Annotated in this window: 16 protein-coding genes; 6 read left to right on the plus strand and 10 right to left on the minus strand. The window is 67.5% G+C overall.

Features of this window, described 5'->3' with window-relative positions; translation table 11 throughout:
- Positions 1-36 precede the first annotated feature (36 nt).
- Positions 37-1,254 carry a hypothetical protein gene (locus IB259_RS13555; RefSeq protein WP_192329283.1) on the plus strand — a complete coding sequence of 406 codons (1,218 nt, stop codon included), beginning with the start codon at positions 37-39 and terminating at the stop codon, positions 1,252-1,254.
- Positions 1,255-1,266: 12 nt separating this feature from the next.
- On the opposite strand, the gene IB259_RS13560 is transcribed toward IB259_RS13555, so the two are convergent.
- Both IB259_RS13560 and IB259_RS13565 read right to left on the minus strand, forming a co-directional pair.
- A complete protein-coding gene (locus IB259_RS13560) occupies positions 1,267-2,487 on the minus strand; it encodes a hypothetical protein (protein WP_192329285.1) in 1,221 nt (406 codons plus the stop codon).
- A 200-nt stretch (positions 2,488-2,687) separates the two neighbouring features.
- Positions 2,688-3,737 (minus strand): hypothetical protein, encoded by a 1,050-nt coding sequence (locus IB259_RS13565; protein ID WP_119451893.1) that lies wholly within the window; start codon positions 3,735-3,737, stop codon positions 2,688-2,690.
- A gap of 326 nt (positions 3,738-4,063) precedes the next feature.
- Between IB259_RS13565 and IB259_RS13570 the strand changes: the two genes are divergently transcribed.
- Positions 4,064-4,723, plus strand: coding sequence for a glutathione S-transferase family protein (locus IB259_RS13570; protein ID WP_125470942.1), 660 nt, complete (start codon positions 4,064-4,066; stop codon positions 4,721-4,723).
- Between the two features lie 19 nt (positions 4,724-4,742).
- Here IB259_RS13570 and IB259_RS13575 read toward each other — a convergent pair whose 3' ends face one another.
- The 7 genes from IB259_RS13575 to IB259_RS13605 are packed head-to-tail and all read right to left on the minus strand — an operon-like array spanning position 4,743 to position 12,634.
- A complete protein-coding gene (locus IB259_RS13575; protein ID WP_054451836.1) occupies positions 4,743-5,489 on the minus strand; it encodes a citryl-CoA lyase in 747 nt (248 codons plus the stop codon).
- Between the two features lie 52 nt (positions 5,490-5,541).
- On the minus strand, positions 5,542-7,677 hold the full coding sequence (locus IB259_RS13580) for an acetate--CoA ligase family protein (protein WP_192329287.1): 2,136 nt from the start codon (positions 7,675-7,677) through the stop codon (positions 5,542-5,544).
- The gene (locus tag IB259_RS13585; RefSeq protein WP_192329289.1) at positions 7,674-8,171 is read right to left on the minus strand and encodes a MaoC/PaaZ C-terminal domain-containing protein; all 498 of its coding nucleotides are present in this window, start codon (positions 8,169-8,171) and stop codon (positions 7,674-7,676) included. Before IB259_RS13585 ends, IB259_RS13580 begins: the two co-directional genes overlap by 4 nt.
- On the minus strand, positions 8,168-8,917 hold the full coding sequence (locus IB259_RS13590) for an SDR family NAD(P)-dependent oxidoreductase (RefSeq protein WP_054452294.1): 750 nt from the start codon (positions 8,915-8,917) through the stop codon (positions 8,168-8,170). The genes IB259_RS13585 and IB259_RS13590 overlap by 4 nt, the downstream gene beginning before the upstream one ends.
- A 60-nt stretch (positions 8,918-8,977) precedes the next feature.
- Entirely contained in the window at positions 8,978-9,943 is a 966-nt protein-coding gene (locus tag IB259_RS13595; RefSeq protein ID WP_192329291.1) for a tripartite tricarboxylate transporter substrate binding protein, read from the minus strand.
- A 22-nt stretch (positions 9,944-9,965) separates the two neighbouring features.
- The gene (locus IB259_RS13600) at positions 9,966-11,429 is read right to left on the minus strand and encodes an aldehyde dehydrogenase family protein (RefSeq protein ID WP_054451840.1); all 1,464 of its coding nucleotides are present in this window, start codon (positions 11,427-11,429) and stop codon (positions 9,966-9,968) included.
- 11 nt (positions 11,430-11,440) lie between these two features.
- Entirely contained in the window at positions 11,441-12,634 is a 1,194-nt protein-coding gene (locus IB259_RS13605; RefSeq protein ID WP_175160295.1) for an iron-containing alcohol dehydrogenase family protein, read from the minus strand.
- An 80-nt stretch (positions 12,635-12,714) separates the two neighbouring features.
- On the opposite strand from IB259_RS13605, the gene IB259_RS13610 reads away from it, so the two are divergent.
- The 4 genes from IB259_RS13610 (at position 12,715) to IB259_RS13625 (ending at position 16,937) form a co-directional block, all read left to right on the plus strand.
- On the plus strand, positions 12,715-13,536 hold the full coding sequence (locus IB259_RS13610) for an IclR family transcriptional regulator (RefSeq protein ID WP_054451842.1): 822 nt from the start codon (positions 12,715-12,717) through the stop codon (positions 13,534-13,536).
- On the plus strand, positions 13,533-14,552 hold the full coding sequence (locus tag IB259_RS13615; protein WP_192329293.1) for a nitronate monooxygenase: 1,020 nt from the start codon (positions 13,533-13,535) through the stop codon (positions 14,550-14,552). Before IB259_RS13610 ends, IB259_RS13615 begins: the two co-directional genes overlap by 4 nt.
- Positions 14,553-14,809: 257 nt before the next feature.
- The gene (locus IB259_RS13620) at positions 14,810-15,781 is read left to right on the plus strand and encodes a tripartite tricarboxylate transporter substrate binding protein (protein ID WP_054451843.1); all 972 of its coding nucleotides are present in this window, start codon (positions 14,810-14,812) and stop codon (positions 15,779-15,781) included.
- A gap of 4 nt (positions 15,782-15,785) precedes the next feature.
- A complete protein-coding gene (locus tag IB259_RS13625; RefSeq protein WP_054451844.1) occupies positions 15,786-16,937 on the plus strand; it encodes an acyl-CoA dehydrogenase family protein in 1,152 nt (383 codons plus the stop codon).
- 18 nt (positions 16,938-16,955) lie between these two features.
- Here IB259_RS13625 and IB259_RS13630 read toward each other — a convergent pair whose 3' ends face one another.
- Positions 16,956-17,894: a VOC family protein gene (locus IB259_RS13630; RefSeq protein WP_199728348.1), complete on the minus strand. Its 939-nt coding sequence runs from the start codon at positions 17,892-17,894 to the stop codon at positions 16,956-16,958.
- Between the last annotated feature and the right edge of the window lie 27 nt (positions 17,895-17,921).

The following is a 17,921-nucleotide window of genomic DNA, read 5'->3' on the forward strand; positions in this document are numbered from 1 at the left end:
CGCTATCCTTGACGGTTTTCATCCTCCAACCCCGTCATGGCGCAGCCCTCCGCCCGCATACTCGAAGGAACCATCGACCAGATCCGCCTCGCGGTGCCGCTCGTGCGGCACGATGCGTTCCTGCGCGTAGGAACAGAAAGCGTGATCGCCGCCGGGCTGGAAGCGCCGCAGATCAATCAATTGCAGCGCCTGCATCAGCAGGGCATGCCGGCGCGCGTGGGTGTGATGGACGGCGAAGAGGGGCCGGCCGTCTTCTCCTGGGCGGTTCCGGCGCGTGGCGATCCCATCCCGCCGCGCTACTACCAAACCCTGAAACGGCGCGGCTGGCGCGAGGTCGTCATCGGCGGCGCGGTCTGCGCGGCGTTCGTGTGGCTGGCTTGGCTGCTCGGCATCGCCAGCCTCACACGCGTGTTCCTGATGGTCTTCTCGCTGGTCGTCGCCCTGGTGGCGCTGGTGGTGGCGGGTTCGGCCATGCACGGCCTCTGGCACAACCGCCGCCACCGCCCGCTGATCCTGGCCACCGAAGCGCTTTTCGATCCCAAGCAAAAGCCGGTTGCCGGCATACCTGCCCCGCCGCCCGAGCCGCCACGCCTGGAGCCGCTATCGACGCAGGACGAGGGCGAACCGCCCATCGGATACGTGCGGGGCCGCCTTACCGGCCTCACGCATGAGATGCGCCAGGTTCACAAAGGGCCGAACTATGGCATCTACCGCTACACGGTCAACGGCGTGGACTACGCGATGATCGCCCAGGAAGCGTTCGGCGACGCGCTGCCCTTCCTGGCCGAGGACGACCGCGTCGAATTGGCAGTGCGCACGGCCTCCGTCCACCAGGATGGCCGGCGCGCCGTCTATGCGCTGCGCAATCTGGAAGATGGCCGCTGCTATATGTGCCACCGCTACTACGGCGGCGAGCTAGGCAGGGACACGCCTATCCGCGTGGGCATGAGCCAGCGCGCGCGCCTGCTCAAGCTGATAGGCGCGTTGATGCTGACGGCCTGGCTGTTCGTGGTCGGCCTGCAGTTTTTCGCCGGACCGGACGACGGTTCGTTCCGGGACTTTCCCGAACTGGCCGTCTTCCTGCTGGCGCTCTTCTTCATCGTGTGGCTGGGCTTCGCCCTGCCCCTGCTATGGCTGGACACGCGCTGGCGCATGGGCAGGCCCACGCGGCGGCAGCGTTTCACGCAGCGGATCTACGCCATGCTGGACCTCGGTACGCCCCTTGCGCCCTCGCAGCGCATCGAAGACGTGTAGCGCGCGCAGGCCTCAGTTGCCCAGCAGCTTCACCGTCTGCGGGTTGTAGCCGGAATACGCGCCGCCGCAGCCCGTATAGGCTTGCGCGGCGGCGGGCAGGCCGGTAGCGCGGACGGAGAGTTCGCCGCGCGCGCGGATCTCCCTGTAGCGTTCGGCAGCCACCGTCTCATCCGGCAGGAAGTACAGCCGCACGCGCAGCAGGCCCTTGCCTGGGTCCTTGCCGCTCGCCGCGCTGAAGGCCGGCACGCTCACTATCGCCTCCCGCCAGGTCCCGGGTTCTTCCAGCGTCTGCCAACGCACCCGCAAGGGCTGCTCCAGATCGAGCAGGACCGGGCTACCGCCACGCACCGGATCGCAAGGCTGCCGCAGCACGCTGCGCGCCGCCTGCGAGCCCATGTCATAGGCCTGGCCGTTGATCTCCACCCGGGCGATGGTCTGCGGCGTCAGGTTCTGCAGGCCGAATATCGCCACCCCGGGCATCCCGGCCGCCTCCATCCGGTCGTCGGTGGTGCCAGCGAAGCGCGCGATGCCCGGCGCCACCTCGACGTGATCGGCATAGTGGTAATAGTGATAAACCACCAGCTCCGATTCGCCCTGCGCGGACGCCGAGGGCAGCTTGCCCATATCCGGATACGGCTGGCGTTTCAGCGGCACGGACGCGCCTGGCGTTCCGTCCTGGCTGGAGTACACGTAGCGATCCACGCCGTCCTTCAGGCGCGCGCCGTCGTAGGGGAAATTCTCGCTGGCCGCGGCCCCCTGGTTCGGATAGCGGCGAAAGCGCGAAAACATGTATTGAGCCACCGACCCGGGCTCCAGGTACGGCGACGAGCCCGACGACACGCTCCCGCCGCTCCGGTCCGTCCAGATCGTGCGCCCGCTCAGATTGACATGCGCTTCCTCGATCGCTGGGTGCGACGCCTGGAAACGGTCCCACCTGCCCTGCTCGATGGAGTCGCTGACGGGCACGATGGCAAGTGCCAACACCGTGGGCAGGAACATCAACGCGTGGACGCGCCCCGGCACCTGGCCTTTATCGCGCACCATATAGATGATCCAGCACAGCGCCAGCACCAGGGCCAGAGGCCCGCCGAACAACACGCCATAGCTCAACAGCGCCTGCGCGCCCCAGCCCAGATTGGGGCTGGAGACGAACACGATGCCCAGGAACGCCAGCAGTCCCGCCAGCAGGAGGGAGACGATGATGCCAAACAGGTAGTGCCGGATTTGCTTCAAGTGCGCAGTCCTCGCCGGTCGCGGCATCGGCGCCATCCCGGTAGGCATGGCAGCCGACGATCTAGTCTGGCGGCAGGATAACGCTAATTCCAGTTCCGCTCTGGATCGGGAAGCGGATTTTGCCTGTCAATCCGCCAGCGCCCGTCCTGTTCTCTACGATGACGGGCGGCCCTTCCAGCGCCCCCCCCGAGGCTCGTCGCCTACTTGCCCTTGCGCAGCGACAGCGGCACACCCCAGATCGGGTCTTCCATGCCCTGCTTGCCCAAGGGCGTGATCTGCATCGGTGTCATCTTGGCCAGAAGCTGACGGTGTTCCGCGCTTACGTTCTCAAGCCGCTCGATGTACTTCTGCGTGAACTCCATGGGCGCTGGACGCGTGTAGACGGTCAGATCTTCGAGCGGACATTCGATCATCTTCGGATCGACCGCGCGGCAGGCGGACTGCCGGTACTTGTAGCTCGGCGTCTTCAGGTGCATGCGCTGGCTCAGCACCAGTTGGCCGCCCTTGAGCGTGAAACTTGCCAGCGCCTGCTGCGGCGGGATGCGGGCCTGCACCTTGATCGCGGGGATATCGCGGGAATCGGTCTCTTCGCGATAGCCGGCCGCACCGAGCTGCGTGGTCTCGCTGTATTGCTGCTCGCCCCAGCTCACGCAGGCGCCCGAAGCCGCGTGCACGGCGGTGCAGACCGTGCGCGTCTTGGTCTCGGTGCCATAGGTAGCGTCGCGCCAGTTGGTTTCCCGGTAGAACTCGCGATAGAGCTCGGGCGACAGATAGGCGGTGCCGTTGGCGCCGCGGCCCGAACCCTCCTTGCCGCTCGCAGCGCCGACCTGGTCAAGCAAGGCATTCAGCTTGTAGTCGTCGCCACCGGTCAGCAGATATTTGCCCGGCGGCAGGATATGCACCTCGAAGGCCTGGAACAGATAGGTCGTCTTCTTGTCCCGTTGTAGCGAGTTGGTCTGAAAGCCGCGGCTGAAAGTTATGCGCGGATCCTTTTCGTACATCCAGATGACGCGCGAGGTCCATTTAGTCATTTCCAACGCGTCGCTCAGCGAACGATGCGGCATGATGTCGGCCACCAGCACCACGGCCATATCGTCCTTCAGCGCCGCGTCGATCAGGTCCAGCAGCTGGGCATAGCGCGGATCGTTCCTGGTGCCTTCGGCGCTCAGGAACGGATGAGGCGCGCAGCCGGACAGGGCCAGCGCGAGCGCCAGGGCGGACAGGGCAAGTCGCGGACGCGTCAGGGTCATGGATCAGTCCTTGGTATGAGCGGGATCGGTCGGTTGAGCGCGCATACTACTGGCTCGGGGCCAGATCGCAATCCTTGCATAGCGGCTGAAACACACGCCGGCCGGCTCCGATCCGGCGTTCATGCAGACCCGCGCAAGCGCCCGGCCATGCCTCGCAGCCGCAAGGCCAGTAACGGCGGGGGCCGCGGCTCCCCCGTACTGCCGCGCCGCCTCGCATGGGCGGTCGGATCGCTGACACAAAAGGTTTGAAATTATTTGTTGCGATTGTTTCTCGCCTCGGCGACGCTAGGCGTCGTCCATCGCGATTCCGCCCGGAGACCCCCGCCATGTCGCTCGCCCTTTACGGCCATCCCTTCTCCTCCTACACGCAGAAGGTGCTGATCGCGCTGTACGAAAACGGCACTCCATTCGAGTTCCGCTGCATCGGCCCCGACACGCCAGAGCACGCGGCCGAATGGCTGCGCCGCTGGCCCCTGCACAAGTTCCCGCTGCTGGAAGACGGCGGCCGCAACATCGCCGAGACCAGCATCATCATCGAGCATCTGCAGCTGGATCATCCCGGGCCGCAGCGCCTGCTGCCCTCCGATCCCAGGGCGGCGCTGCAGGTGCGCTTCCTGGATCGGTTCTTCGACCTGCACGTCATGAACTGGACGCAGCATGCGGTAGGTGGCGCGCTCTCGGGCGACGAGAACAAGCGGCGGGAAACGCTGGCCCTGGCGGTGGAAAAGCTGGAAGTCGCCTATGCATGGCTCGAAACGCATCTGGCCGGCAAGACCTGGGCGGCTGGCGAGGACTTTACCCTGGCGGACTGCGCCGCCGCGCCCTCGCTGTTCTATGGCGACTGGACGCACCGCATCGCCGAATCGTATCCGGTGCTGCGCGCTTATCGGGCGCGGCTGCTTGCGCGTCCATCGTTCGCGCGGGCCGTGGAAGAAGCGCGGCCGTACCGGCCGCTGTTCCCGCTGGGCGCGCCGGACCGGGATTGACCCCGGGCCGGCAGACGCGTCACTCGTTGCCGGCGGCCATGTCCCACACCTTCTGGGCGATGGGATTCTTCTGTTCCTCGATGATGTGCGCCATCAGGCCCACCGAACGGCCGATCATCGTCAAGGCCTTGCCCAACTCCGGCGTCAGGCCCATATCGAGCACGATGGCGCCCTTGGCCCCGGTGGCATTCAGCGGAATCTTGCGGCCCGACTGGCGGGCGGCCGCCGCGGCCAACTCGACGGCAAAGCGCGAGTAATTGCCGTAATAGCCGCAGTCCCTGGCGATCTCGAACATCTTTTCGCAACGGGGATCGCCGTCCACGTGTATGGGATGCCCCACGCCGGGAATCTTGCGCTTGGCCGCCTTGTTGGCCGCGACGCATTCCTCGGCATAGCGGCGCAGTTCCTCGTCCGTGTAGCTATCCTGCTTGGGCAGGGCGTCGCGCAGAAAGCGCGCGGCGTATTCGATCACGCCAAGAAAGCGGCTGCCTGCGCCCAGCAATCCCGCCGCCAGGGCGCCCTGCATGGCCTCGGGCGCGCCGTGCAGGGTCAGCCGCGCCGACAAGGCGCTGGGCGTGAGGCCATGGTCGGTCGCGCTCACCAGGAACAGGTTGAGCATGGTCTTGAGCTGCGGCGTGGGGAACTCGCCCAGCAGCTCCAGGGCCAGCACGTCGATGAAATCGCGCTGGAACAGGTCCTGCACCAGGTCATGGCCTCGCACCAGGATGGTATGGGCGTCGCCGCCTCCGATCTTGCTGTCGAACATCTGAAATCTCCGTGTTTTTTTCCGGGCAGCGGACGGCCGCTGCGCCTGCCTGCTATTCGATGACGGCATCCAGCGCCACCACGCCGCGCCCTTCGTCCAATACCACAAGCGGGTTGACCTCCAGCGATTGCACGTCGTCTCCCAGCGCCGTGAACAAGGCCGCGATGCGCAGCACGGCATCCACCAGGGCCGCCCTGTCGCGCGCCGGCAGGCCGCGATGGCTGGCCAGGCGGCGCGCGATGCGCGTTTGGTCCAGCGCGCGCTCGATCTGCTTGCGGCTGGCCGGCAGGTGGCAGCGCGCCACGTCGGCCTCGACCTCCACCCACACGCCGCCCGCGCCCACGCTCAGCACCGGGCCGAAGACCTCGTCGCGATGCAGGCCCACCAGCATTTCCACGCCGTCGACCACCATCTCCGACACCAGCACGCCGCGGATGGCCGCGACGGGCACCTGATGCCGCGCCGCGTTCGCGACAATGTTCTCGAAAGCCTGCCGCACTTCGGCTTCATCGCGCAGCCGCAGCTGCACGCCGCCGATCTCGCTCTTGTGCAGCACGCCGTCGGCCACCAGCTTGAGCGCCACCCGAAAACCGATGGCGCACGCGGCTGCCGCCGCCTCTTGCGCCGTGGCCGCCTGGGATTCGCGGGGCGCGCGCACGCCGTACTGCGCCAGCAGCGCCTTGGCCTGCGCTTCATTGCAGGGCAGCGTTACGACAGGCGCGGCCGCCGGCAGGCCTGCGGGCGGAGCGTCCGGCGCCTCGTCGGCCCCCAGGTCCGCGTACGCGCTGACGCGCTTGAGCGCCTGCATGGCGTTGCGCAGGCTGTAGACCGGCGCGAATCCTTCCTGGATCAGAAGGTCGTGCGCCGGCCCGCGGCGGCTGCTCATCCAGACGGGCACGAAGGCCTTGGCTCCGCCCTGTGCGACCGCCAGCATGTTGCGCACCAGCCCTTCGGTGCTGGCCGAATAATTGGAGGTGATGGGATAGAGCACGGCGTCCACGCCCGGGTCCGCAAACAGCGGCGCCAGGCAGCGCCGCGCCAGATCCGGGTCGGTCAGCGCCTTGGTGGTCAGGTCCACGGGATTGGTCAGGGCCGCGTAGGCGGGCGCGTGCCGCGCCATCTCGGCCACGGTTTCATCCGCCAGCGCGGCCATGGCCAGCCCGGCTTCGCCCACCTTGTCGGCCGATAGCACGCCCGCGCCGCCCGACGATGAATACACGCAGATGTTGCGCAGGCGGCGCACGCCCACGCGCGATATCAGGCTGGCGACGTCCAGCAGTTCGTCCAGGTCTTCGACGCGGATGACGCCGTACTGCGAGAACACCGCGTCGTTGACGGCATCCTCGCCCGCCAGCGAGGCAGTATGCGATTGCGCCGCCTTCTTGCCGAAATCCGAGCGGCCGATCTTCAGCGCGATCAGCGGCTTGCCCGCGCGGCGCGCGGCCGCCGCCGCCGCAATGAAACGCGGGCCGCTGCGTATGCCTTCCATCACGGTGCAGATCAGGTCGGTTCCCGGGTCATGCGCCAGCCAGTTGATGAAGTCCGCGCTGTCCAGGTCCAGTTCGTTGCCGGTGGAGAACCAGCGCGAAAAGCACACGCCGCGCTCGTTGCCCTGCATGAGCGAACGGCCCAGGCCTCCGCCCTGCGTCACCAGGCCGATGCGCGAAAGCTTTCCCGTCCTGCCGTCGTTGCGGAATTCGGTGGAAAAGGTCAGGCCCAGGCGCGGCGCCAGCATGGTCATGCCCGCGCAGTTGGGACCGTACAGGCGCATGCCGCTGCGCTGCGCCAGCGCCAGCATCTCGGCCTCGACCGTGCGCCCCGCTACGCCCAGCTCGGCGAAACCGCCCGTGAACACGATGACGTAGCGCACGCCCTTGGCGGCGCAGGCGCGCAGCGTGGCGACGGCGGATTCGGCCGGCACCAGCAGCAAGGCCACGTCGATGCCTTGCGCCGGCACCGCGTCCACGCTGGCATGCAAGGGTTTGCCGAAGAGTTCGCCGCCCTTGGGGTTGACCAGGTGCACCTCGCCGTCGAAATCCGAGTGCTCCAGCACGTTGACCACTGTGGTGTGGCCCAGCGTGCCAGGCTTGCTGGAGGCGCCCACGATCATGACCGAACGCGGCCGCGTCAGCTCCACCAGATCGTCGAAGCGGACGTTGGGATCAAACTGGGAAGGACTGGCGCTCATGCGGCCTCCGGTCGGCATTTCATCAGGGTGGTCCATTCCGACTCCACCACGATCTCGCCGTTCTGGTTCTTCACCGTGCGCAGCATGGTCACGCGGCCCGTGCCGGGGCGCTTCTGCGACAGCGTCTTCTCGCCTATGCTCAATTCGACATGGATGGTGTCACCGATGAGCACGGGCTTGCGCCACACGCAGCGCAGTTCGGTCAGCGCCAGCCGGGTGCCGTCCATCAGGCGGTACACCGGCATGCGGGTGGTCAGGCCCGACGCGATGGCCAAGGTCAGCATGCCGTGCGCGGCGCGCTGGCCGAAGGGATGGCTGGCGGCGAATACGGCATCCGTGTGCAGCGCGTTGTAGTCGCCGGACAGCCCGGCGAACTGCACCACATCCGCTTCGGTGACCGTGCGGCGCGGACTTTCCCAGGACTGCCCGGACGCCAGGTCCTCGAAGTACAGGCGGCGGCCCAGATGTTCGTCCAGATCGAATGGCGTGCTCATGCGTAACGCCCTCCCGTCACGTGCACGGTCTCGCCTGTGGTGAAGCCGGCCAGGCGCGATGCCAGGAAGGCTACCGTCGCGGCCACATCGGCCGGGTCGCCCAGCCGGCCGACCGGCGTGTTGGTCTTGGCGCGTTCGGTCAGCTCTTGGTAGTCGGGGCGCTTCTGCATGCGCGGCGTCGAAATGACGCCCGGGGCGACCGCGTTGGCGGTGATGCCGAACTTGCCGGACTCCAGCGCCAACGAACGGGTGAAGCCGATCAGCCCGGCCTTGGCGGCCGAGTAGTTGGTCTGCCCGGGATTTCCCAGATGGGCGCGCGAGGCGATGTTGATGACGCGGCCGAAGCGCTGTTCCATCATCAGCGGCAGCACTGCGCGCGAGCAATGGAATGCCCCTTGCAGCGTCACGTCCAGCACCGCGTGCCAATCTTCCTCGGACATCTTGGTCAGATAACGGTCGCGCGCGAAGCCCGCGTTGTTGACCAGGATGTCCACCTTCTTCCAGCGCTCGACCGCCTGCTGCACGGCGCGGCCGACCTCGTCCTTGTTGGTCACGTCGGCGCGCACGCCCAGGACGTTCCCGCCCAAGGCAGACAGTTCGGCGCAGGCGGATTCGATCGCCTCTTCATTGGCGTCGCACACCACCACATTGCAGCCTTCCTGCACGAAGCGCCTGGCCATTGCCATGCCCAGCGTGCCCGCGCCGCCCGTGATGAAAGCGGTGCAACCCTTCAGTTCCAGATCCATGATGCCATTCCATTCGAGTTTCAATGTTCCTGCCGCGCCGGGCCCGCCCGGGCCCGGCGTTCAATCGACCTGCAGCCGCGCCTTCTCCACCAGAGCCTGGGCGCCGGCCCTCTCCTTGGCCCAGAAGGCTGCGAAGGCTTCGGGCGTGCTGCCCACCAGCGGCGTGTAGATGCGCGCGAAGCGTTCCTGCACTTCGGGCATCTGCAGGGTGTCGCGCAAGGCCTTGGAGAACTTGTCGACGATGGGTTGGGGCGTGCCCGCCGGTATGACCACGGCCTGCCAGGTCGTCACTTTGAAGCCGGGCACGCCGGACTCGGCCACCGTGGGCACGTCGGGCATGTCCGCCACGCGCTGGTCGCCGCTGACGGCAAGGGCGCGCAGCGCGCCTTCCTTGATGAAGGGCGCGGTGGTGGAGCGGCTGTCCACCATGAAGGACAGGCGCCCGGCGATCAGGTCCTGCAGCGCGGGCGCGCTGCCCTTGTAAGGCACGTGCGTCATGGGCGCGTTCAGGGCCAGCGACAGCGCGGCGCCCGCCACGTGCATGGAACTGCCGTGCCCGGCGGACCCGTACGACAGCCCCGCGTCGGGCTTCTTCGCCGCCTGCACCAGGTCCTGCATGGTCTGGAATGGCGAAGACTTCGGCACCACCACAACCAGCGGCGAATCGGTCAATTGCGTGACCGGCACAAAGGCCTTGCCCGGATCGACCTGCACGCCCTTGTAGAGATAAGTGTTGATGGCCAGCGGCCCGACGTTGGCCCACAGCGCCGTGTAGCCGTCGGGTTCGGCCGTGGCCACGGCCTGGTTGGCGATGTTGCCGTTGGCGCCGGGCTTGTAGATCGGCACCACGGGCTGGCCGAGCTTTTTGGATAGCTCGTCCTGCACCATCTTGAACGCGATGTCCGAAGCGCCCCCGGGCGCGAAGCCGATGACCATGCGCAGCGGACGGTCGGGCCATTCCGCGTGCGCGCCGGCCGCCAGCATGCAGGCGGCCAGGCCCGAGGCCAGCTTGACGATGAACTTCATGTTGTCTCCTGTGGGCGCCACGCTAGATCGTGGTGTCGTACTTGACGTTCTTGAGCTGGGTGTTTTCGTAGATGGCTTCCAGCCCGCGTTCCTTGCCGATGCCAGACTGCTTGTAGCCGCCAAACGGCGCATCGAACGACGTCCGCAGGCCGGTGTTGATGGCCACGCTGCCCGACTGCAGGCCGCGCGCCATGCGCAGGGCGCGGCCGCCGTCGCGCGTGTACAGCACCGCGGCCAGCCCGTAGCGCGTGTCGTTGGCGATGCGCAAGGCGTCGGCTTCGTCGCGAAAGCCGATCACGGATTGCACCGGGCCGAAGATCTCGTCCTGCGCGCTCTGCATGCGCGCATGGGAGTTCAGCAGCAGCGTGGGCGGCACGAAGTAGCCCTTGGCCGTGTCGCCTTCCAGCTTCATGTTGCCGTAATGGACGGGCTGCGCGCCCTCTTCCCGCGCCAGCGCCACGTACTTCTCGACGCGCTGCTTCTGGGCCGAGCTGACCAGGGGGCCCATCTCGGTGGCTGGGTCCGCGGGCGAGCCAATGCGCACGGCGTCCAGGCGCTGCTGCAGCAGGCCAAGGAATTCCTCGCGCACGGAATCCTGCACCAGCAGGCGCGTGCAGGCGATGCAGACCTGGCCGGAATTCTTGATGATGTCGCCCGCGGCCACGGCCGCCGCCTTGTCCAGCGGCGCGTCCTCGAACACGATCAGCGGCGACTTGCCGCCCAGCTCCAGCGTGACGCGCTTGACGTCGGCGGCCGCGGACGCCTGGATACGCGCGCCGGTCACGGTGCCGCCGGTGAACGACACCCGTGATACCAGCGGATGAGTGACCAGCCGCTCGCCCACCGTGGCGCCGGGACCGTTGACCACGTTGATCACGCCGGGCGGAAAGCCGGCTTCCTCGAACAAGCGCGCCAGCGCCATGCTGGACAGCGGCGTCACTTCCGAGGGCTTGAGGATCACCGTATTGCCCGCGGCCAGCGCCGGACCGAGCTTGTTGACGGTCAGCGTCATCGGGTAATTCCACGGCATGATGAGCGCGCACACGCCCAGCGGCTCGCGTATCGTGAAATTGAGCACGTCGGCATTGCCCACCGGTATGGTCTCGCCGCGCAGGGCCGGAATGATGCCCGCGAAGTACTCCAGCGACGCCGGCATGCCCTTGAGCGAATCCAGCGAATGCGTAATGGGCTTGCCCACGTTCAGCGTTTCGATCCAGGCGAGCTTTTCGCGGTCGCGCTCGAACAGGTCGGCCAGGCGCCGCAGCAGCTTGCCGCGCTGCGCCGGCGTGGTCTTGCGCCAGTGCGTTTCAAAGGCGGTGTGCGCAGCCTGCACGGCGGCGTCCACATCTGCCGCCGAGGCTTCGTGCACGCTGGCGAGCACCTGCGCCGTGGCCGGGTTGCAGGTATCGAACGTGCGGCCTTCGGCGCCAGCGCGCCAGTTTTCCCCGATCAGCAGTTCATAGGGGCGGGAATCGATGACATCCATGCGGGCGCTCCTTACGCGGCCATTTGCAGGTATAGGGATTGGATTTCTTCCGGCGCGAGTACGCGCGGATTGATGGGCATGGACGCGCTCAGCATGGCCTGGCTGGCCAGCTGAGCGGCGTCCTGCTCAGACAGCGCCAAGCCGGAAAAGCGCAGGGGAATGCCCGCCAGCCGCGCCAGCGACTCGACCGCCTCGATCAGGGCCAGGGCGTCCTGTTGTTCGTCGCCCGTCGCGGCTATGCCCAGCGCGCGGGCGGCCTCGGCGTAAGGCGCGGCGGCGGTCTGCGCCGTGTGGCGCGCCACCACGCTGAAGATCGGACCCAGCACTTCCGCATGCGCCATGTGGACGCGCGACTCCAGCGGCGTGCACATGGCGTGCACGGCGTCCACCTTGCTCATGCCGATGGCCAGGCCCGCCATATATGCGCCCATCTGCATGTCGGCGCGCGCGCGCAGGCTGTCCGGGGCGCGCAGCACGTCGGGCAGCGCCCGCATGCACAGGCGCAGGGCCTGCAAGGCCATGGCCTTGCCGACAGGGGAAGGATCGGTATTGATCCAGGCGCCCAGCGCATGCAGCACGGCGTCGAAGCCGCCCTGCGCGGTGGGGCGCGGCGGCAGGCTGAGCGTAAGCTCGGGCTGCAGCGCCACCAGCGCCGGACGGGCGCGCAAGGAACGGTACAGGCGCTTGCGCCCGTCGTCGCCCTGGATCAGCGCGGCCGAGCTGCTTTCGCTGCCGGTGCCCGAAGTCGTGGGCACGGCGATGAAGAGCGGATCGGCGGGCTCGGCGGCGGCGTTCAGCCAGGCTTGCCCACACGGCGCCTGCAATTCGTCGGCATCGAACCCGCCCGCCAGGCAGGCGTAGACCGCCTTGGCCACGTCGATGGCGCTGCCCCCGCCCACCGCCAGCACGCTGGCGCAGCCCTGCTCGCGCGCCACGTGCAGCGCGGCCCGCACCTGGTCCATGGCGGGATTGGGCACCACGCCGTCATAGACATGCCATTGCAGTCCCGGCATGGCGGCAAGCGCCGCTTCGACAGCGGCGCCCGTAGCGCCCCAGGTGCCGGCATCGGTCACCACCAGCGGCAGGCGCAGGCGTGCGCCCGCGGCCGCCAAGGTTCTGGCCAGGGCCTTCCCGCCCCAATGGCAAACGCCAGGCCAGGACATCACGCCCTGGGCCTGTGGCGCACAATCCTGCTGACCGCTCATTCGTCCTCCTGATCTTGCATAATTTGCTATGCGAATTTATAATTCATTTAGTGAATTGATCATAGAAAAGGAGCTTGCCCATGTCAAGAGCCTCGCCTCGCGCGCCCAAGAACGACGCCACCGAAGATTCCGCGGAACCCGACCGCCAATTCGTCACCGCGCTGGCCCGCGGGCTGGACATCCTGCGCTGCTTCAGCGCCGAACGGCGCATGCTGGGCACGACGGAACTGGCCCATCTGACCGGCCTGGCCCAGCCCACGGTCTGGCGGCTGTGCCATACCCTGCAAAAGACGGGATTCCTGGCCGCCGTGCCAGGCAAGGACAAGCTGCAACTGGGCATCGCCGCCATCGCGCTGGGCGGCGCGGCGCTGGCGGGGCAGGAAGCGCTGGACATCATCCGGCCCATGTTGCAGGCGCTGGCCGACCGCTATCAGGTCGCGGTGGCGCTGGGACGGCGCGACGGCGACAGCATCGTCTACCTGCTGCGCTGCCAGGGAAATTCGCCGCTGCTGATGAATCTGCGCGTGGGTTCGCGCATACCGCTGTTCCATAGCGCGATCGGCTGGGCCTACCTGGCCTGCTGCTCGCCCGAGGAACGCGAGGCCCTGCTGCAAGAGGCCCGCGCATCCGGCAAGGCCGGCGATGCCACGGAGCAACAGGCCATTGCCGACGCCATCGCCCGGTATCCGGAGCGCGGCTTCGTCTATCACGAGCGCCCCGCCTATCAGATCAACACCGTCGCCGCCGCCATCGAGCTGCCCGCCGGCGAACGCTACGTGGTCAGCTGCGGCGGCCCGGCGGCGCTGCTGCCCCGGCAACTGATGCTCGATGAAGCCGGCCCCACGCTACGGCAGTTGGCGCATGAACTGCAGCCCATCCTGCTGATGGGGAGGCACGTGTGACCCAGCCTCTTGCTCCGGCCATTCCGCAACGCTGGCCCACCCGCATCACCGAACTGATGGGCATACGCTGGCCGTTGCTGCTGGGCGGCATGATGTGGCTGTCGGATGCGCGGCTGGTCGCCGCCATGGTGCGCGCAGGCGGCATGGGTTTCATGACCGCGCGCAGCTCACGCACGGACCTGGACTTCCGGCAGGCGCTGCGCGATTGCGGCGAACTGACGGGCGGCCTGCCGTTCGGCGTCAACCTCACGCTGTCGCGCCGCGCGGCCAATAACGAGTCCATGCTGACGCGGCTGCGCATCGCGCTCGACGCAGGCGTGCGCCTGTTCGAAACGGCGGGCCTGCCGCCCACGCCGCTGCTGCCCGCGCTGCGCGAGGCTGGCGCCATCGTCATCCACAAGTGCGCGCATGTGCGCCATGCCGTCGCGGCGCAGAACATGGGCGTGGACGCAGTCACGCTGGTCGGCATGGAAGAAGGCGGCCACCCCGGCAGCAACCAGCTGCCCACCTTCCTCAACGGCGCCTATGCCCTGGAACAGCTGCGCATTCCGCTGGCGCTGGGCGGCGGCATCGGCCACGGCCGGCAGATCGCCGCGGCGCTGGCCCTGGGCGCCGACGCCGTGGTGATGGGCAGCGTCTTCACGCCAGCGCAGGAGACCCCGGCGCACGCCGCGTACAAGCAGCGCGTGGTCGACACCAGCGAGCACGGCACCCGCGCCGTGCTCGGCAGCCTGGGCGACACCTGGCGCATTCTCGACAACGAAAACGCCCGCAAGGTCGCCGCGCTGGAACAGGCGGGCGCCAGCAGCTACGCGGACTTCGGCGAACTGATCAGCGGCGAACGCACCCAGGCCCTCGCCTATCAGGCGGGCCAGCATGAAGAAGGCATGCTGTCCATGGGCCCGGCGGTGGGCTTCGCCCGCGGCATAGAACCCGTGGAAAGCATCGTCCTGCGGCTGCAGCGGGAATGCGTGCAGGCCAGCGCGCGCTTCATGCGCATGGTCGATTCCGCCTGATTTCCCGCCCGTGCCAACGGGCCGTTCCACACCCCTCGCATCCCTGCCCCGCCCTGCGCGCGGCAGGGATTTTTCATGCGCCTGCGCGAACAGATCTGGCATCGGGCCGCAAGCCCGTTATTGCGGCGCTCCCGAGGCCGCAGTATCATCAATTCATTAAACGAATTATTAATTCGCAATGCGAATAACAAACGGATCACCCAAGAATCCGTCCGCGCAACGCAAGCGCGCTCAACCCAGAAAAACAGGAGACAGGAATGAAGTTCAGCAAGATGGTTGCGGCAGCCCTGCTGGCCGCGGGATTCGCGACGGCGGCCTCGGCCGCGGAATGGCCGGACAAGCCGATACGCGCGGTGATCGGTTTTGCGCCCGGGGGACCTTCCGACATCGCGTTCAAGATGATGCAGGACGAGCTGAGCAAGAAGCTCGGCCAGCCCGTCATCCCGGAATACAAGCCTGGCGCCAACGGCAATCTCTCGCTGCTGGCCGCGGCCAGCGCGCCCGCCGACGGCTACACCATCCTCTGGACCAATGCGGCCACCATCGCCGTCAACCAGTACCTGTACAAGGACCTGAAGATCGACCCGGCCCAGGCCTTCGCGCCCGTCGCGCAACTGACCGATTCGCCGCTGGTGGTGGTGGTGCCCAAGGATTCGCCCTACCAGACCATGGCGGACCTGATCAAGGCGATCAAGGCGGACAAGCAGGCGACGATCACCTACGGATCGCCGGGCTACGGCAGTTCGGCGCACACCGCGGCGTCCTCGCTCGCGCTGGCCTTGAACACCAAGCTCACGCACGTGCCGTACAAGGGCAGCGCGCCCGCGCTGCAGGACCTGGTCGCCGGACGGTTGACCTTCATGATCGACAGCCGCTCCAGTTCCCTGCCCTACATCAAGGACGGCATGCTGCGCCCCCTGGCGGTCAGCGGCGCCACCCGCGTCAAGGATCTGCCGGACCTGCCCACCATCGCCGAGTCCGGCGTCCCGGGCTTCAAGGTCACCACCTGGCAGGCCGTGGTCGTCCCCGCCGGCACGCCCAAGCCCATCATCGACAAGCTGGCCCGGGCGCTGGAAGAAACCGCCGCCATGCCCATCGTGCAGGAACGCTTCGAACGCATCGCCACCCCGCTGGTCAGCAGTTCGCCCGAAGCGTTCGCCAAATTCTGGGCGGAGCACCGCGAGGTCACCCGCGACCTGGTGGAACGCGCCAACCTGAAGCTGGAGTAAACGCATGAGCAACATCGACCTGACGCCCGAACAACAGGAGCTGCAGCACAGCATCCGCCGCTTCATGCTGGCGGAAGTGGCGCCCATCGTCGCGCAGCACGAAAAGGCGCGGACCTTTCCGTTCGAACTCATGCCCAAGCTGGCGGAGCTGGGCTACCTGGGCGGCAACCTGCCCGAAGACCAGGGCGGACACGGCATCGACATGCCCACCTGGGCCATGATGATGGAAGAGCTGGGCTACCACTGGCTGTCGCTGCGCACCATCGTCAACATCACCAACGGCTCCATCAAGCGCCTGGCCGCCCACGGTTCGCCGGCGCAGAAAGAGAAGTACCTCAAGCCGCTCATGGCCGGCCGCCTCAAGGCCTGCACCGGCCTGACGGAGCCGAACACCGGCTCCAACATCGCCGGCATCCAGACGCGGGCCGACCTGGTTGGCGACGAGTGGGTGCTGAACGGCCGCAAGCTGTGGATCACCAACGGCTGCGACGCGGACTTCGCCATGGTGGTGGCGCGCACCTACAGCCCCACCTGCGAAGGCAAGCTGTCGACCTTCATCGTCGAACGTGCGTTGGCCAACTATGACGTGCGCAAGCTCGACACCATGGTGCTGCGCTGCACCGGCACGGCCGAACTGGGCTTCGCCGACGTGCGCATCCCCAAGGAAAACCTGGTCGGCGTGGAAGGCGCGGCGCTCGCCGGCACGCTCAAGGGCCTGGACGCCGCGCGCCTGAACATAGCCATGGGAGCCGTCGGCGCCGCGCAGGCGGCCCTGGACATGTCCATCGACTACGCGAAACAGCGCGAACAGTTCGGCCGCCCCATCGGCAGCTTCCAGCTGGTGCAGAAGCACATCGTCGACATGACGGTCCGCGTCGAAGCGGCGCGCGCGCTGGGCATGCGCGCGGCCCATGCGCTGGAAGCGGGCAAGGACGTGCGCCAGGCCTGCTCCATCGCCAAGCTCTACGCCACCGAGGCCGCCCACGAAGTGGCCAACATGGCGCTGCAAGTGCATGGCGGGCTGGGCTACTCGGAGGAATATCCGATCGAGCGCATCTTCCGGGATACGCGTGGCGGCATGATTCCCGAAGGCACGACGGAGATCCAGACGCTGATCGCGGGGCGGGAGATCCTGGGGATGAACGCGATAGCCTGACGGGCGGAGCGCCAGCCCTCAGCCATCCCGCTCATGATTGGTGATGAAGTCCGGCGGCAACGCCGGGCCCCACACATACAGCGAATCCTCCGGCGGATAATCCCCCGACGGCCACTTCTGCCCTTCGGCGATAAAGTCGATGTCGTACGAATACTCGGCGTAACTGCCCCAGGGATCGCGCACGTAGCGGAAATAGTTTGAACCCAGCACATGCCGGCCCACGCCCCAGCCGTCCGCATACCCCGCCGCGCCCATCTGCTCCATGCCTTGCCCCACCGCATCGATGGACGGCACGCACCAGCTGCTGTGATGCAGGCCCAGGCCATGCGACTTGGCCAATGCGATCAGGTGATGGTCGCTGCCGTGCGGACTGTGGATGAAGGCGATGGCATCGCCCGAGGTATCCGACACGCGCAGTCCAAGCGCATCCACGTAGAAGCGCGTGGCCCGAACCACGTCGGCGCTGAACAACAGGATGTGCGACAGATACAGCGGCCGCACCTGCCGCACCTGGCTGCGCGCGGGCGCGCGGCCGGCGCCGCCGCTGGCCTGTGGCGGCTCTTGCGGCGCGGGGGCCGACGGTGAAGACTTGGCTGCAATCCGCAATTGCAGAGCCAGCCCGTCGGGCGCCTCAATCCAGAGCCCTGCGGGGTCGGCGTCCTGCGGCGCGTCGCGGCGGGCGATACCCAGGCGGTCCAGATTCACGGCGAACCGTTCCAGGTCGTCCGCGTGGACCCCCATGCTCACCCACAGCAGACGCTTGCGTACGCCCTTCAAGATGCGCGCCCAGCGGTGCGGATGGCCATGGGTGTACAACGCCAGGCAGCCGCCTTCATCCCGCACATCCAGGCCGAAACTCGAATAAAAGCGCCTGGCCTCTTCGAGATCGGGAACGCTGAACACGAACTCGTCCACCGAGTGCACGGCGAGCGGCGCTGTCTGCGCATTGGATTGCATGTCTGTCTCCAAGAATCTTGTTCTGGT

It is taken from the genome of Achromobacter sp. ACM04, from assembly GCF_014851465.1.
Lineage (GTDB): Bacteria > Pseudomonadota > Gammaproteobacteria > Burkholderiales > Burkholderiaceae_B > Achromobacter > Achromobacter aegrifaciens.